This is a genomic window from Flavobacterium gilvum (assembly GCF_001761465.1).
GTDB classification, from domain to species: Bacteria; Bacteroidota; Bacteroidia; order Flavobacteriales; family Flavobacteriaceae; genus Flavobacterium; species Flavobacterium gilvum.
Genome location: NZ_CP017479.1, coordinates 1,760,549 through 1,779,010 on the forward strand (window position 1 = coordinate 1,760,549; position 18,462 = coordinate 1,779,010).

An 18,462-nucleotide genomic window follows, 5' to 3' on the forward strand; every position below is an offset into this window, starting at 1 on the left:
TATTGTTAATGCAGGAATCTGCATTTGACTTTATATCGAATAGTTCATTGGTCTCAAAAATAGTTTGAAACGATGGACTTCAAGTCTATAGCGGTTTATTTACTCTTCAAATAAATTTTGCCTCTTTTTTATTTTCTGTTGAAAGTTTCTCAAAAATACTTTTAGTTTTGCCGATTGTATGTATTTTTTGGGGAATCTGTCTATAATTTTGAATAATGTGTCCATTATTTAAGAATCCTTAATTAATAATTTTACCCCAGTTAGTTAGTAAGTGGGTATCCTTTCAAAAATAAAAAAGTCAGGGTGCTTGCAGCAAAAAAAATGTTTAAGTTAATTATGTTTGGTTTGTTAGCTTTTCTGGGGGAGATTCAATCTTAGTCTCTCCCTTTTTTTATTGATTTTGATTAAAAGAGTCCTATAATAATTAATATATGTATGAGTATGAGTGAAAGATACTTGGTAACAAAAAGGAGTAATTATTCATTGAATGTAATTCCTTTTATAGTGATGTTGTTTTTTTTGGCATCCAATGCGTATTGTAAAAATGATGGAAATTCAAAAAGTGCATTGGCAGTAATAGAAAGGCTTATTGGTAATCGGGCGAATGAGTTTGATGTAAATATTGTTGAAAACAAAAATCAGACTCAATCCGATTGGTTTGAAGTGGAAACGGTTGCTAATCGTGTAAAAATTAAGGCAACATCGAATACGGCAATATGTTATGCGGCTTATAATTTTCTTAAAGATATAGGCGCTGTTTTGGTCAGTTGGGAAGGAAACAGAATTAATTTGCCAAAAGCATGGCCAAAATATTCCAAAAAACAATCGACTCCTTTTAAATATAGAGAGTATATGAATGCTTGTACCTTTGGTTATACGACTCCATGGTGGGATTGGAAACGCTGGGAACAGGAAATAGATTGGATGGCGTTTCACGGAATCAATTTGCCTACAGCACTGGAAGGACAGGAAGCGGTTTGGCAATTATTATGGAAAGAATACGGGCTTACCGATGCCGAATTGCAAGCGCATTTTGCAGGACCAGCTTTTTTGCCTTGGCAAAGAATGGGAAATATTAATAGTCTTGAGGGGCCTTTGCCGCAGGAATGGATTAATAAAAAGCAAGATATTCAGAAAAAAATTATTCAAAGGATGCGATCATTGGGAATGAATCCTGTTGTGCCCGCTTTTAGTGGTTATGTGCCAAAAGCATTTGCAGAGAAACACCCTAATTCAAAGATTAGTGAATTAAAATCTTGGTCTGGAGGAGGTTTTGAAAGCACCTATTTATTAGATCCAAAAGATCCTTTGTTTAAAGAAATCGGAAAACGTTTTATAGCCATTTATACTAAATTATATGGACAGTCTGATTTCTATTTGGCTGATTCTTTCAATGAAATAACGCCACCAGTTTCCAAAGAGCACAAATACGAGGAGCTTTCAGAATATGGAAAATCAATATTCGAAGCTATTAACGAAGCTTCTCCCGGTTCGACTTGGGTGATGCAGGGTTGGCTTTTTGGGGATAATAAAGAATTTTGGACAAAGGAAGCCACAAAGGCTTTCTTGAGTAAAGTGCCAAACGACAAAACAATGATTCAGGATTATGCCAACGACCGATATAAAGTTTGGGAAAACCAGGAAGCTTTTTACGGAAAACAATGGACTTACGGATATGTGCATAATTATGGAGGATCGAATCCAGTTTATGGTGATTTGAATTTCTATAAAAATGAACTCACCAGTTTATTGAAAAATCCAAACAAAGGCAATATTGTTGGCTACGGTGTAATGCCTGAAGGTCTAAATAACAATTCTGTTGTTTACGAATACATATATGATCTTCCATGGAATCAAGGGCAAGTTTCTGTAAATGACTGGTTGCACCAATACCTGAATGCCCGATATGGAAAAAAAACGACTGCTTCTGTTTTTCAGGCGTGGCAATTGTTGGTTGAATCGGTTTACAATATTAAATATTGGGAAACACGTTGGTGGAAGGAAAAAGCTGGAGGTTATTTCTTTTTTAAAGGACCTACTGAAAAAATAACCGATTTTAAAGGAAACCCCGGTGATAAACAAAAGCTGAAACAGGCTTTGGATATTTTGAATAAAGAAGCCAAAAACTTCGATAAAAAAAGTCTCTATTCTTATGATGTAATCGATTTTTCAAGACATTATAATTCACTTTGTATTGATGATCTTTTGGTTGAATGTGTTTCTGCTTATAAATCAAAAAACGTAACGAAAGGAGATGAGTTATTCAAAAAAATTGAGAAACTGGCTTTGGAAACAGACACTATGATTTATGGGCAACCTTTTAATACTTTGAATTACTGGCTGAAATCGGCTTGGAATTACGGAAACTCTGAAGCGGAATCAAAATTGTATTTAAAAAATGCAAAAACTTTAATAACAGTATGGGGAGGAGCAGGACATCTGAATGATTATGCTTCAAAATCATGGAACGGTATGTACAAAGGATTTTACTGGCCGCGATGGAAAATGTTTTTGCAGGCTCAAAGAGATTCCGCTGTCAACAACAAACCATTTGATGAATTGAAAGTTTGTGAATCCATGAAGAAATGGGAAATGCAATGGTGTGAAAGCAACGAAATGTTTTAGAAAAATTATTCAGTTTTTAATTTAGAATAAAATAGAAATCGATTTCGGAATTTTCGGTTTGTTTTTGTGGTGATCGGGTAATGGTTCTAAAACAAATATTCTTATTTCACAATCCTGGAAGCTTTCGGAAATGGATAAATCATCTTTTTTTTTGTAAAATATAAATCAAAAAACTCTTGTAAGCCTTGTGAGTATTGATGTTGTTAAAAAATCCATGTTTATGAATAATCTGTCCATTCCTTTAACAAATCATTACTATTATTTTCGCTTAAGAATTAACCAATAACTAATTTAATATAATATGGAAAAACTTAAAATTTTATTATTTGCCTTTTTTGTCTGCTTATCTGCGAATAGCTGGGCACAAAAAACGGAAGTGTCAGGTGCAGTTTTGGATGAGAAGAGTATGCCGCTGCCTGGTGCCAACGTAATTGAAAATGGCACTAAAAACAGTGTCATGACCGATTTTGATGGAAAATTTAAGATAACTGTTTCAGATAAAAATGCGGTATTGCTAATTTCCTTCGTTGGGTTTGTGGACCAACGCATCAAAATTGATGGTTCAAGATCCAATTATCAGATTAAATTAATTTCTACTACTACCAGTTTGGAACAAGTAGTTGTTGTGGGATATGGTAAAGGATCACGTAAAAACTTGACAACAGCAGTTTCTTCTGTTAAGGCTGATCAGTTAAATAATGGTGTAATCGCAGACGTTGGTCAGTTGTTACAGGGTAAAGTTGCCGGTCTGAATGTTTCGTCGAGTGGCGACCCAACAAAAGCTTCTTCGGTAGTTTTGCGTGGTGCCTCGACATTAAACAGTTCTCAAGGGCCTTTTTATGTGGTTGATGGTATTCCGGGTGTAGATATTTCTATCATTGCTCCAGAAGACATTGTTACTGTAGATGTATTAAAAGATGCTGCTGCAACTGCTATTTATGGTAATCGTGCTGCAAATGGGGTTATTATGGTTACAACAAAAAGAGGTACCAAAGATAAAACTCAGATTAATTATAGTAATTATTTTGGTTTCGAAAAAGTTTCTAATCAACTTGATATGATGAATTCAGATCAATTGAGATCCTTTCTTGCCAAAAATAAAATGAACTTTACTCCTGAAAATGATAAAGGAGCGAATACCGATTGGCAAGATGCAATCCTTAGACCTGGCTATGCAAATTCAATGAGTCATAATCTTTCGATGAGTGGTGGTGGTGAACATGGAAATTATTTTGGAAGTATAACTTATATCGATAAAGAAGGGGTGATGCAGGGGAATAATTTTTCACGTGTAATTGCACACTTGGCTATTGAGCAATATGCTTTTGATGATCATGTGAAATTTGGTTTGAATGTTACAAACTCAAATAGTGTTTATAACAACGTTCCACAACGTAATTCGGTACTTTTACAATCAGTTAGCCACCTTCCTGTTTCACCGATTAAAAATCCTGATGGGACTTATTTTGAAAACTTCATTCAAACAGGTTATTTCAATCCTGTTGCTATGATTAATCACGCAGATGATGATACCAAAACAAATAATTTAGTTGGTAGTTTAACTACAGAAGTAAAACTTCCTTGGGGATTTACTTATAATCTAAATCTTTCGTACCAACAATTAAATTCTTTACATGGTGAATTTTATGATAGTTATTATCAAAAATACAACAGTGGTAATTTCTACAATAATCCAGACCCACCATTGGTAAAAACATTAATGAATTTTGGTGTAAATGGATCAGCTTTAAGAAATTCATACCAAACCAGTAATTCAATTATCGAAAGTTTCCTAAATTGGGATAAGACTTTTGGCGAACATAAAATTAAAGCTGTAGTTGGTTATTCTTGGCAAGAAGATGTTTTGGGTGACGGATTCCAAGCTACAAACACTAATTTCCCTGTGGATAACGTAAGTTACAACAACCTAGCTTTAGGAAATTACGGTGCAGTTTCTGGTTACAAAGTAGATTTTGGAGACAGTAGAGCTTATCAGAAAAAACGTTTGATTTCAGAATTTGCTCGTTTGAATTATAACTACAAGGATAAATATCTTTTGCAAGGATCTATCAGAAGAGATGGAGGTTCAGTATTTGGATCAAATAATCAATGGGGGTATTTCCCTTCAGTAGGTGGAGCTTGGAGAATTGACAAAGAAGGTTTCATGCAAAATCAAAAGATTTTCAGCGACTTAAAACTTCGTGGAAGCTGGGGTGAAACTGGTAACTCTTCTGGATTCAATGCCTATACAGCTCAATTTATTTCAGGAAGTCTTGGTACATTTTATTATAATGGACAACAAGCTGGGGCATACGGGCCAAATCAAGCGGCTAACCCAGATTTGAATTGGGAAAAAACGGCTACCACAAATATAGGTCTTGATTTTTCGATTTTAAGCGGAAAAGTGTCTGGATCTGTTGAGGTGTATGACAAGAAAACAACAGATATGATTTATAATTATGCTGTAAATCCTGCACTTGTACCAGTAGGAACAATTGTTGCCAACGGTGGTGATATGTCAAATAAAGGGGTTGAGGTTAGTTTAAGCAGTACTCCAATTAAAACCAAAAATTTCAGTTGGTCAACTACTTTGAATTACTCACACAACGAAAACAAAATTACCAAATTGACAAATCCGTATTTTATTGGAGGTGACTCAATACGAAGAGTTCAACCTGATGGAGGTGGACAAACAGGTAGTACTTTGCAAATCTTTAAAGAAGGAAAACCGCTTGGTCAATTCTTTACACTTAAATATGAAGGAAAAAATGCAGCTGGTGTTTCTCAATATCGTGCCAAAGACGGTAGTTTGACAACGAATCCTGCTATTGGAGTTGATTACCATTATTTGGGTAGTGCACAACCTAAATTCTTAATGGGATGGGATAATAGTTTTACATACAAAAGATTTGATTTGAATATCTTTTTCCGTGGGGTATTTGGTAACAAAGTTTTTAATGCAACACGTGCCGATTTATTCAGGCCAAGTACTGCAATGTCAAACAATATTCTTGTAGACGCTGGAGATGAATCACCAAGTGACCTTAATGCTTACAAGTATTCATCTCGCTTTATAGAAGATGGTAGTTATATCAGATTGGACAATATGACTTTTGGTTATGATTTTGGTAAAGTGGGTAAATACATTAAAAAGATTCGTCTCTATGAAACAGTAAATAATCTGTTTGTAATTACCAAATATACCGGAATTGACCCAGAGGTAGAACAAGGAGGAACTGCGCCAGGTGTAGATTCGAATAACTTTTATCCAAAAACCAGAACCTTTTTGTTTGGTTTAAACGTGATTTTCTAAAAATTAAATTGTAAACACTATGAAATGAGCACTACTACAAATTTGGTATCAAAACCCAATGCCTGTGTGCAAATTACATATGACCCAAAAAACAATAAAATATCGACATATGAAAAAAATATTCAAATATATAGGACTTCCAGTACTTGCAGCCGGTTTATTATGGTCTTGCGAAAATCTTGATGTGCCAATTACAACACAACTTACACCAGATGTATTCCCTCAAAATTCGGCACAGTATATTCAAACATCTGGCGCTGTATATGCTGCTTTTCGTGGAGATTTAGCTTTTTCCTGGTGGAATTCACAATCATTAACCACAGATGAGTCCATTATGCCTGCACGTGCCGGAAACTGGTTTGACAATAGAGCTTATGCTTGTCAGCATTATCATGACTGGACGGCAGATAATGGCGTTGGTCCGTGGGATTGGGCAGAAAAAGTTATTGGAACAAGTAATCAGACCATTGCAATTTTAGATAAAACGATGCCTAGTGGTGCAGAAAAATCTACAATGATTTCTGAATTGAAAACAATGCGTGCCATTTCTTATTTCATGATGATGGACTCTTATGGAGGTGTGCCATTGGATACGGTTTATGGTGAATTTAGTTCTAAATCCAGAGCTAGTAGAGTTGAAGTTTTTAATTTCATTGAAAAAGAATTAAAAAAGGCTATTCCTAATCTAAATCCTGCATCAGGAATAACAACATACGGCCGACCAAATAAACAAACAGCAAATGCTATGCTTGCCAAGTTGTATTTGAATGCTGAGGTTTATACTGGAACACAACGATATAATGATTGTGTTGCGGCCTGCGATGCTGTAATTAATTCCGGATTGTATGCTATTGAACCAAGAGCTTCATACCTTCAAATGTTTTATCCAAACAATGGTCCGCAAATGAAAGAGTTCATTTTTGCAGTACCTTTTGATCCTTCTGCAGCCACAGTAGGTTACAATGGACAAATGTACCACTCACGTTATGATGTGCCACGTTCAGAAAGAGCTAAGTTTGGTCTTGCTTTTACGCCGAGTGCGCCTAGAAGTACTCTGGCTTCATTCTATGCTTATTTCAATGATGCTAATGATATTCGTAACAAGCAATGGTTGACTGGTTTGCAATTTATGAATGATGGTGTTACTCCAGTAATGGTTACTACTACAAAGAAAGGGTATGACCAATTTTATACTGGTGCAGATGGTGGAGCTACTTATACCTATCAGGTAAATTTAACACCAGATATTGTACTTCGTCAGAATCCTGCTTTGTTTGACTGTGGGAATGATGAAATTGCCTGGAATATGGGGTACAGAAATATTAAATTTTACCCAGATGCTAGTTCAACAAGCCGTAACCAGAATAATGACGTACCATTTTTGCGCTATTCAGATGTTATTTTGATGAAAGCTGAGGCCATTCTTCGTGGAGGAAATGCTACTTTGGGACAAACGGCTCTTTCGTTGGTAAACATGGTTCGTTCCAATCGCTCAACTTCTGCTGCATGGACAGCCGTAACATTAGATGATTTGTACAAAGAAAGAAGCCGTGAATTTGCTTGGGAAGCATGGCATAGAAATGACATGATCCGTTTTGGTAAATATGAAGGACAATGGGGATTCAAAACGAATTCGGAAACATACCGTCGTATTTTCCCTATTCCAACTTATGCTAAGGCTTTGAATCCTAATTTGGGTCAAAATCCTGGGTATTAGGATAAATACTAATAAAACAAATTGTAATAGATTTTAACTCTAAAAAAAGGAGAGGAAGATTAAAAATTTCTTCTCCTTTTTTATTAAAAAGTTTGATTTTGGTTGTTTGTAAAGTTTGATAATTAAAACTCGTTGGGTGTAATTCTATTTAAACAAAAATTGAACACATAGGCAAATAGATTTTATAGTTCATCTGTATAGAATGAATAGAAATAGCACTATTTCACACATAGCCTATCTCTGTGAGAAGTGAAACGGTTATGTAATTCTTTTTAAAAACTATAAATTCTATGTTTCTGTGTTAAAACATAATTATACCAAGCTGGTTATTAAATAGTTGATGTACTTTTTTGAAACCAAAAAAAAGAATACAATTGATAAATAGTGAAACACTACAGAATTATTTGTTGTGTAAAGACGGCCTAATCCCCAAATTTTGGGCCAAATAAAACCAATACATCTCAAGCAAGTATGTGGCTTGTCAATATAAAAAGTGAAATGAAATTCGATAAAATTTATAAAATTGGACGCATAGGAATAGGAATCTGCCTTGTCTTTCAAGTGTCTTGTAAAGCCGTAAAAACAGCTTCTCTTCCAAATAACCAATTGGTGGATAAGGTGTACCCTTTGCTTGATACCGAAAATTCACGCTGGTTTTACTTTTCTTCCGCCAGCCGTCCATTTGGGATGGTAAATTTAAGTCCGGATACTCAAATCAATGGTGATTGGGGTTGTGGATATAAGTATAAAACCGATACGGTAAAAGGGTTTAGCCATGTTCATGAATGGCAGTTGTCTGGGGTTTCAGTAATGCCTGTTACTGTTTCCAAAGAAAATGAAAAAAGTATTTTTAAAGATTTTTATTCAAAATTCAGTCATGAAACAGAGAAAATAACTCCAGGTTATCATTTTCTTATTCTTGACAGATACCAAATAAAGGCCGAATTGACGAGCACCAAAAGAGTAGGTTTTCATAGATACACATTTCCTGTCAATGATCAAAAAGCAATTCTGTTCAATCTGAATACTATTTTGGGGCCAACTGATAATACAAATGGTCTATTGGAAAAAAATAACGATTATGAACTTTCTGGGTCATTGGTTTTAAGCACTAATTTTAGACGTCCAAAACCATTGACCGTATTTTATAAAGTTAAATTTAATGCTCCAATCGCTTCGGTAGAGCGTGATTCAACTACCGGAAACTTTCTGGTTCATTTTGGTAAATCCGATAAAAAAATATTGATGAAGGTTGGCATTTCCTATACTTCGGTAGAAAATGCTTCTATCAATATTCAGGAAGAATTGCCTCATTGGGATTTTGATAAAGTAGTGAAAGAATCCAGAAACGAATGGAATAATTTGTTGGGCAGAATTAAAGTTGAAGGTGGAACAGAAACCGATCAAAGAAGATTTTATACCGATCTTTGGCACGCTTTGCAGGGGCGAAAAATGATTAGTGATGTAAATGGTGCTTATCCTGATAATACGGGAGAAAAATTCAGAATCGGGCAATTGCCGCTTGATGAGAAAGGCAAACCCAAATTTAACCAGTACAATTCGGATTCGTTTTGGGGAGCACAATGGACAATTAATACACTTTGGGGACTTGTTTACCCCGAAATCATGGACGAATTTGTTCATTCGTTGATGCAGTATTATAAAGATGGCGGAATGATTCCGCGTGGGCCATCGGGTGGGAATGATACGTATGTGATGACCGGAGCTTCGACTACACCTTTTTTGGTTACTGCCATTCAAAAAGGAATTGTAAAAGACGATTTGGAATCTATTTATGAGGCACTCAAAAAAAACCACATGCTCAATGGTATCATGGGAAAAGCAGGATATGAGCACAAAACAAATAGCGGGGGTGGCTTAAAATATTATCTGGAAAAAGGCTTTGTTCCCTATCCAAATCCGGATGGAAATTTTGGAAGTCATCAGGACGGAGCCGGACTTACGTTGGAATATGCTTATGAAGATTGGACTTTGGCACAATTGGCCAAAAAATTAAATCACCAGGAAGATTATAATTATTTCATGTCGAGATCCAGAAATTATCAAAATGTTTTTGATAAAACAGTTGGATGGATGCGTCCAAAAAATGTTGATGGAAAATGGCTTGAAAATTTTGATCCTTATCTGTATGAAAACGGATTTGTAGAATCCAACAGCGCACAAACTACATGGTTTGTACCACATGATATTGAAGGTTTGGCAGTGCTAATGGGTGGAAAAGAAAAAGCAACTGAAAAATTGAATACTCAATTTGAGACTGCAAGAAAATTAAAATTCACATCGGGTACTTCGCATGAAGCGGAATTGCATCCTGAGTTGAGCCGTATTCCGATAAATTTTGGAAATCAGCCTTCTATACAAACAACTTTTATTTTTAATAAGTTAGGAAGACCTGATTTAACACAGTATTGGACTCGAAATGTGGTAAAAGAAACCTTCAGCGGACTGAATCCGGAAACGGGTTATAATGGCGATGAAGACCAAGGTTTGATGGGAAGTCTTAACGTATTGCTTAAGATTGGTTTGTTTCAAATGAATGGCGGAACTGATGAAAATCCAGAGTACCAAATTGGAAGTCCATTATTCAATAAAGTGTCTATTGAATTGAATCCAAAGTATTATTCTGGCAGGAATTTTGTTATTGAATCGGCAAATAATAGTCCTTCTAATATCTATATAAATAAAATTAAATTCAATAATACAGATGTAGATAACTTTAGCATTTCCCATCAGGATATTACAAATGGAGGAAAATTGATTCTGGAAATGTCTGATAAGCCAAAGCATTAATGTTTTAAACTTTAAATGAGAAAAATAACTACGAAAGAAATATAATATACAAATGAAAATATACACTAAGGCTATACTTTTTTTAGGGATATCGTCATTCTTTACAATTAATGCCCAAAACCCGGTTCATAATTATGTTGACCCCATGATTGGGTCAGAAGGTGTTGGTCGTGTTTTTATAGGCCCATCGTGTCCTTACGGAATGGTAAAACCAAGTCCGGATTGCACCGTAAACTCGAATAGCGGATGGTTGCCTTTACCAAAAGAAGTGACAGGATTTAGCCAGATTCATGTTAGCGGAACCGGTGGCGGTCCAAAATATGGTAATATTCAGATTATGCCTTTTTCTGGCGCTTTGGATAAGTTGGATCAAACTTCTTATAGAGCAGAGGAAAATGTGAAATTGGGTTATTATGAAACGGTTTTTAAAGAAAATCAAATAAAAACTGAAATAACAACCGCCGAAAAAGCTTCTTTTTATCGCATTACTTACCCAAAAAATGCTTCCAAAGAACTAAAGATTGATCCCGGTTTTTTCTTGGGCGAATCTCCAGAACCGGAAGGAAGGGAAGCGCAGCAATTTGTAGGATCCCAAATAGAGATTGTTTCAGATCACGAAGTTCGAGGCTATAGCCGAATAAGAGGCGGGTGGAATAATGGCCGTGCTTACACCGTTTATTTCTGGGCTGTTTTTGACCAGCCAATCGCAAAATACGTTACCTGCAAAGACGGAAAATTTTATGCCAATCAATCTTCCCAATTTGATTCAGGGAAAAAAACAGCGGCTTTGTTTTCTTTTGGAAAAGATGGAAAACAGGAGCTGAACGTAAAAATCGGAATTTCTTTTTTAAGTGAATTAAAAGCAAAAAATAACGTCGAGGTCGAAATCCCGCATTGGAATTTTAATACGGTTTTATCGGCTTTGCAAAATAAATGGGAGCCATTACTAAGCCGTATAAAACTCTCATCAGATACTTCTGAAGAGTATAAGAAAATGTTTTATACCGGTTTGTATCACACCATGTTAGCGCCTGTGGACAGAACAGGGGAGAACCCGTTATGGACAAATGATGAGCCGTATTACGATGATTTTTATTGTATTTGGGATACTTTCAGGAGTTCCAGTCCGCTTATAACATTGATAGATTCCAAGCGTGAAGTCGAAATTGTCAACGCAATGTTGAACATTTACAAAAGAGACGGTTATATGCCCGAAGGCCGAAGCGGAAATGATAACGGCCGTACGCAAGGCGGTTCGAATGCAGAAGTGGTCGTAGCCGATGCATTTGTCAAAAACCTAAAAGGAATTGATTACGAATTGGCATTGAAAGCCATGCTGAAAGACGCTACAGTTCCTCCCGGCGGAAACGAAGAGAAAGAAGGAAGAGGTGGATTGATGGAATATCTGCGTTTGGGTTATGTGCCTTATAATGTTCCCCGTGCCGGAAACATGACGATCGATTTTTCATATAATGATTATAATATTGCCACCGTGGCCAAAGGATTAGGCTACACTGATTTATACAATCAATACATGAAACAGGCCGACAGTTGGCAGAATTTATGGCGTTCTGATTATGAAAATAACGGGGCCAAAGGATTTATTATGCCAAAAGACGCAGCAGGAAATTGGTTGGATGATATTGTTTTTGGAGAATCAAAAATTCAAAAACCAACATTCAAGTATACTCCGGTTATTATTGAATCTCCTTGGTATGTTTGCCACTGGTGCGTATTTTTCTACGAAGCAAATTCTTGGGAGTATTCGTTTAGTATTCCGCATGATGTTCCAGAGCTTGTTCGCAAGTCTGGAGGTAATGAGGCTTTCCAAAAAAGATTGGATATTTTCTTTGATTCAAAATTGTATAATGTAGCTAACGAACCGTCATTTTTGACACCTTGCTTGTACCATTGGATTGGAAAACCGTATTTGAGCAGTGACAGAATTCACGAAATTATTCAGAACAATTTTAATGCGACTCCTAACGGTTTACCCGGAAATGATGATTCGGGAGCGATGTCTTCCTGGCTCGCTTTTCACATGATGGGTTTGTATCCTAATGCGGGTCAGCCTTATTATTTATTGAATGCACCTTTCATTAAGGAAACTACTGTTCAGTTAGAAAATGGAAACAATTTTAAGATAACTGCCAAGAATATGAATGCTAAAAATAAATATATAAAAGCAGCTTTCTTAAACGGGAAACCGTACAACAAAGCGTGGATTATGCATGATGATATTATGAAGGGAGGCGAATTGGTTTTTGAAATGGATTCAAAACCTTCGACTTGGGGAACGACTATTTTACCACCAAAAAAATAAAAAACACTAAGTATGAAAAATACAATTTTAGCGATCCTTTTTTGTACAATTGGTCAAATAGGACTGTCACAAAACTATGTTCCATCAATTAAAAACAATACAGAATTAAACTATATCTGTAAGCTGCATGGTCAAACGAGGCCATTGACACTTACCATCAAAATGGACAAGGATACACTTGTTTTAAATTTGGTGACCCGAGGCGTGAAAAGTAATATTGTGATTAGCCAGAAAGCTTTGAAAAATGGTAACGCATTGAGTTTTAATCAAGGAGAATATTCAGAAGTTTTGGTTTTGAAACCTACCGAAACTTTTTTTATGATTTCGCAGTCGGCTTACCAGGATTTGTTGAAAAATAAGAAGTTTATTTATAACAATACGACTTATGTTTTGGATGAAAAAGTCGAAAAAAGTAGTGTTGCTGTTGATGGAAAATCTGTTGATGCTTTTCATGTGATTGCACAGATTGACAAAACTGAAATGTGGATTATCAAAAATCCCGATTTCCCTTTAATCTGTAAAATAACCGAAAACCCATTGGAAATTAATTTTACACTTGTAAAAATTGCGGATAAGTAATTTTCTAGGATAAAAACTAACTGACCAATAGTTTTTATAAATAACACTCGATGGGTGAAATTATTTTTAAACACATAGAAACATAGATTTAATAGCAAATTATTAAAGAAAGAATAGAAATAGGTCTATTTTCCACATAGATTGGCTATGTGAAGAGTAAAACGATTATCAAATTCTTTTAAATACTGTGGATTCTATGTTTCTATGTGTTAAAAAATAATTTCGTCCGACGGGTAAATAGCCTATTAACTAAAACCAAAACCAAAGAGTATGAAAAATAAAATGAGCCGCGGGGAATTTATTAAACTCGGAGGTTTGTCACTGGTAGGAACATTAGTTAGCAATTCCATTTTTGCAAATGACTTTTTTTTAAATAAAAACAAGACAAAGGAAGATGTTCTATTAATGAAAAAACTTCTTTTGAATAATGATGCCAAAGTCAAAATCATATTGAATAAAGCGCTGGTTGAACCCAATGTCAGACTCAGTAATTTTCGTCCGATAGCAAGTGCAGTAACCGTTATGGCTGCTTCATTGTCAAACTCGTCATCCGTATATTACAAATCCAAAGTGTTGGCTGAAAAGCTGAATGAGGCAATGGATATTTTGTTGAAAGAACAATACAGCGATGGCACATTAGACGCAGGCGGAAACAGGCAATCTCCGCCAGACACAGCTTTTGTTTTGGAATCTATTTGTCCAGCAGCAGCTGTGTTGAACTTGGATAAACAAAAGGATTTTGAAGGGTTAAGAAACAAAATGAAAACCTTTATCGTCAATGCTGGCGAAGCGATGGTGACCGGTGGGATTCATACGCCAAATCACAGATGGGTGGTTTGCGCGGCTTTGGCAAATATCAATTCCCTGTATCCGGATCCCAAATATGTTAAAAGAATTGATCAATGGCTCGCCGAAGGAATCTACATGAATGCAGATGGACATTATTCGGAACGAAGCGGGATATACTCTGCCGTTATTGACAAAGCTTTAATTACGATTGCGAGATTGTTGGATAGACCAAAATTACTGGATATCGTTCACAAAAACCTGACAACGTATTTTTATTATACAGAACCCAATGGGGATTTGGTTTCGGTTGATTCCAAGAGACAGGATCAGTTTATGAATATAAAAGTAAATAAATTCTATTTACAATACCGATATATGGCAATAAAAACCAATGATCCGGTGTTTGTTCATATGGTTAATGTCATAGAAAACCTTCCTGAATTTACAAGTGAGATTCTGCCGGATTCTTTATGTTTTTTTATGGAAAATGAAGAGCTCCGGAAACCAATTCCGGCGGTAGGCTCAGTAACAAATGATTTTGAAAAGTTTTTTGCCCTTTCAAATCTGGCAAGAATCCGACGCGGAAATACTTCTGTAACATTATTTGGAGGAAATGATAAACCGTTGGAGATTGTTTCGGGAAGATCTTCAAATCCAAACTTTTTAATGTATCGAAAAGGGGATTCTGTGCTGAGGTATATGCGTTTGTCCACGTCATTTTTTAGAATGGGATATTTTAGTGCAGATGGTATTGTGAAAGAAGGAAATAAATACATTCTGAAAGAAAGCAAGGAAGCAGATTATTATCAGCCACTTGCCGCTGAGTTCATAAAACCCGATGGCGATTATAAATTATCAGAATCACAAGATGGGCGATTCTGGAATAAAATGGATTTTGAGTCTCGAACCAGAAGCAATGTAAAAAAACAAGTCACTATGATCGAGATTGTGGAGAATAATGGAGCTTTGGATATCGATTTTATTGTCGATGGTCCTCCAAATGTTGAAGTGACAATCGAAATGTGTTTTAAAGAAGGAAGTCAGATTACTGGAGCTGTGAAGGATGAAAAGAACAATTATTTCTTAAAAACCGGGACAGGACAACTTTCGGCAGGGAGCGATTCCATACAATTTGGACCAGGTAAATGCGAGCATCTTAATGTCGAAAATCTAGATAGCGAAGAATATACTTACCATCAGGGGAGTTTGCGCACCTCAGGAGAGCATGTTTATATTACCGGATATACGCCTTTTAGACATAAAATGACAATTTCGTAATTATATTAAGTAATTATTAGTGTACTGTGTACAGTTATTTTTAATTTTACGGGCATTATATTAATTGTAAAATAATTGAAATTATGAAATTATCATTTATTACCGCTTTGCTGTTTTGTTTTGCCGGTTTCGCACAAAATAATACAGACACAAGTTTGTACATGAAAGCTGAAAAAATAACATACCTGACTGATATTGGTTCAGAGTCTGGAGATTTATATCAGACAATCGGACACCATGGACCAGCAGTCGAAAACGAGTGGATGGCATTGAGAATTTATTTTAGTGATAAAGTGGCCATCGATGTTTATTCTAAAGCAAAACCGGGATTGGAGTTGAAAGCAGCCCATTGGTACCCAACTCCAGAACAACAAAAACAAGGTTGGGGAGCTGATTATTATAAAGTTGCTAATACAGTAGGTTTAGGAGGGGTAAAACTTTGGGATGGAGAAAAAGTGGTTCCACTGAATCCAGTGACCAATCGTTTGGCTCACGTGGGAAAAACGGCCAATACCTCTTACATGGAAATGATTTCGAGAGGAGTTCCATACAAAGGAAAAAAAGTAGATATTTTGGTTCGTGTAACCGTGTTTTCTGGTAAAAGAGAAGCCAAAGTTGAAGCAGTTAGCTTAACTGGAGAAAAAGTACAATTTGCTACCGGAGTAAATTATTTCAAAGATTTCGAAACCAAAAAAGGAGCTAATTACATTGCTGTATGGGGAAAACACCCAGAAGACGTAGCTGCTGAGGTTGTAGGAATTGGTGCAGCGATAATGTACAATCCAAAAGACTATGTGAAAAACACAGACGATGGAACGCAGTATTTGCTAATCTCGAAACCAACAACAACATTAGAGACAAAAATCATTTCTTCCAGTGCCAGAGAACAAGAATTAAATACTCTTGATAAATTGGAAGCTTACATAAAAAAATAGCATAACTTTTGCCTGTTGGATTAGGGCAAACAGATGAGTTGTTTTTACCGCAAATTCGCAAATTTTAATAATAATGTCTATTATAAATTATCTCTTTTAGCGAAATTAATACAAATCAGTTTCTTAAAAATTTTAAAATTAAGGTTTATAAGAAACAAATTTGCGAATTTGCGGTCATTTAAAAAACTCATGCGTTGGGTGTCGCTATTTCTATATGTTAAAAATAATTACACCCCATGGGTTAAAAGAATGTTATAATATGTTAAGAATATCGGGTTTGCTATTGCTTTTGTTTTCTTTGTTTGCCTGTAAATCAGCACAACCAGAAAGAAAACCTTCACTTCAAATTGCTTTTATAGCCGATGTTCATTTGCAGGATATTTTTGCAAAATTTCAGGACAATGATTACCAGGGAATCAAAAATCCTGTAACGGGTGAATATGCCAATATCAGAACCATGAGTTCGCAATTGCATTCTACCCGAATCTTCAATGAAAATTATTTTGCTTTTCTGGAGGCTTTAAATGATGTCGCCAAAAGAGGCATCAAACAAGTTGTGCTTCCCGGCGATTTTAGTGATGACGGACAACCTGTCCATATTCGGGGATTAAAAAAAATACTCGATACCTATTCCCAAAAGTATGGCATTTCCTTTTTTGTAACCACAGGAAATCATGATGCACCGAAACCTTTTGCGCAGGAAGCCGCCAAAACTGATTTTTTGGGAAAAGAAGGTAAAGAACAAATTATCAGCAGTTCCAAAGGCATCTTAAAAACTCAGAACAATCAATTGCCTCCTATTATTACTTCGGATATAAAAAACGGGGGATACAAAGAGACTTTGCTTGAAATGGCTGACTTTGGATTTTATCCAAAAAAAGAATATCTCTATTGGGAAACTCCTTTTTCAAATTATGGCTATGACGACTATAATTTTGAAAAAGCTTTGGCAGCATCTATTTTAGAAAAACGAATTTACCCGGTTAAAAACACCAATTTATTCCTTCCAGATGCCAGTTATTTGGTTGAGCCAATAAAAGGGATTTGGCTTTTGGCAATAGATGCGAATGCCTATGTTCCAAATCAAAAGTTGTCCGGTTTACAGGGAAATCCGAATGATTTTTCGGGAGCCAGTATAGGCTACAATAATGTGCTTATTTATAAAAAATATTTAATTGATTGGGTCAGAAGAGTTTCGGCGGAAGCCAAACAAAAAGGGAAAATCCTGATAGCTTTCAGTCATTATCCCATGGTTGAATTTAATGACAACGCATCGGTTGAAATGAAACGTTTTTTTGGTGCCGATAAAATGCAAATCCCAAGAGTTCCCAATGAAGAAGTAGCGCAACTATTTGCGGATGCGGGAATTCAAATTCATTTTGGAGGACACATGCATATCAACGACACGGGAGTGCGTACGACTGCAAGAGGGAACACTTTGTTTAATATCCAAACGCCTTCTTTGGCGGCTTATATGCCAGCGTACAAAATTCTTACCATTCATTCCAATTCTGACGTTGAGGTCGAAACGGTTGTGGTTCGTTCGGTTCCAAAGTTTAATAGCCTGTTTCCTTTTTATAAGGAAGAATACGCTCATTTACAAGAAATAAAAAGCCCCAATGTTTGGAATAAAGAGATTTTGAATGCCAAGGATTATGAAGATTTTACCCGATGGCATTTGAAAGAATTGGTTCGGCTTCGTTTTTTGCCCGAAGATTTTCCGGCTGATTTTTTAGCTTCCATAGAACATCTTTCCGGAAAGAATTTGTTGGAAATAAATAAAAAGCCTTCAGAAATCGAAAAGCAATTATTGGCGAATGAATTAACAATCCGTGATTTTGAATCGTGGAGTGGTTTGGATATGATTTTTGATTTTTACCGATTAAAAAATGCCGATGAATTGGCCAAGCCGGAGATAGGTGCCAATAGATTAAAACAATATCAGATGGTTTGCGAACAATTGAAAAAAGCGAATGATAAAAAGTTGGTTTTATGGTCAGAAATAATGCTGAAAACCATGAATAGCCAACCCTCAAATCATTTTAAAATCAATTTAAAAACAAATAAAATTGACCGAATTAACCCCTGAGAA

Annotated in this window: 9 protein-coding genes; all 9 read left to right on the forward strand. The window is 35.8% G+C overall.

Features of this window, described 5'->3' with window-relative positions:
* The first annotated feature begins 441 nt into the window (after positions 1-441).
* The 9 genes from EM308_RS07375 (at position 442) to EM308_RS07415 (ending at position 18,459) form a co-directional block, all read left to right on the forward strand.
* Positions 442-2,625, forward strand: coding sequence for an alpha-N-acetylglucosaminidase (locus EM308_RS07375; RefSeq protein WP_035638079.1), 2,184 nt, complete (start codon positions 442-444; stop codon positions 2,623-2,625).
* A gap of 301 nt (positions 2,626-2,926) precedes the next feature.
* The gene (locus tag EM308_RS07380; RefSeq protein ID WP_035638035.1) at positions 2,927-5,938 is read left to right on the forward strand and encodes a SusC/RagA family TonB-linked outer membrane protein; all 3,012 of its coding nucleotides are present in this window, start codon (positions 2,927-2,929) and stop codon (positions 5,936-5,938) included.
* 109 nt (positions 5,939-6,047) lie between these two features.
* Positions 6,048-7,655 carry a RagB/SusD family nutrient uptake outer membrane protein gene (locus EM308_RS07385; RefSeq protein WP_035638076.1) on the forward strand — a complete coding sequence of 536 codons (1,608 nt, stop codon included), beginning with the start codon at positions 6,048-6,050 and terminating at the stop codon, positions 7,653-7,655.
* Between the two features lie 498 nt (positions 7,656-8,153).
* The gene (locus EM308_RS07390) at positions 8,154-10,466 is read left to right on the forward strand and encodes a GH92 family glycosyl hydrolase (RefSeq protein WP_035638074.1); all 2,313 of its coding nucleotides are present in this window, start codon (positions 8,154-8,156) and stop codon (positions 10,464-10,466) included.
* Between the two features lie 52 nt (positions 10,467-10,518).
* Entirely contained in the window at positions 10,519-12,789 is a 2,271-nt protein-coding gene (locus EM308_RS07395; protein ID WP_035638033.1) for a GH92 family glycosyl hydrolase, read from the forward strand.
* Positions 12,790-12,801: 12 nt separating this feature from the next.
* Complete coding sequence (locus tag EM308_RS07400; RefSeq protein ID WP_035638031.1) at positions 12,802-13,368, forward strand: hypothetical protein; 567 nt, start codon at positions 12,802-12,804, stop codon at positions 13,366-13,368.
* A gap of 270 nt (positions 13,369-13,638) precedes the next feature.
* The gene (locus EM308_RS07405; protein ID WP_051877816.1) at positions 13,639-15,435 is read left to right on the forward strand and encodes a hypothetical protein; all 1,797 of its coding nucleotides are present in this window, start codon (positions 13,639-13,641) and stop codon (positions 15,433-15,435) included.
* 83 nt (positions 15,436-15,518) lie between these two features.
* Positions 15,519-16,370: a DUF4861 family protein gene (locus EM308_RS07410; protein WP_035638029.1), complete on the forward strand. Its 852-nt coding sequence runs from the start codon at positions 15,519-15,521 to the stop codon at positions 16,368-16,370.
* A 259-nt stretch (positions 16,371-16,629) separates the two neighbouring features.
* Positions 16,630-18,459 (forward strand): metallophosphoesterase family protein, encoded by a 1,830-nt coding sequence (locus tag EM308_RS07415; protein WP_035638069.1) that lies wholly within the window; start codon positions 16,630-16,632, stop codon positions 18,457-18,459.
* The last annotated feature ends 3 nt before the right edge of the window (positions 18,460-18,462 follow it).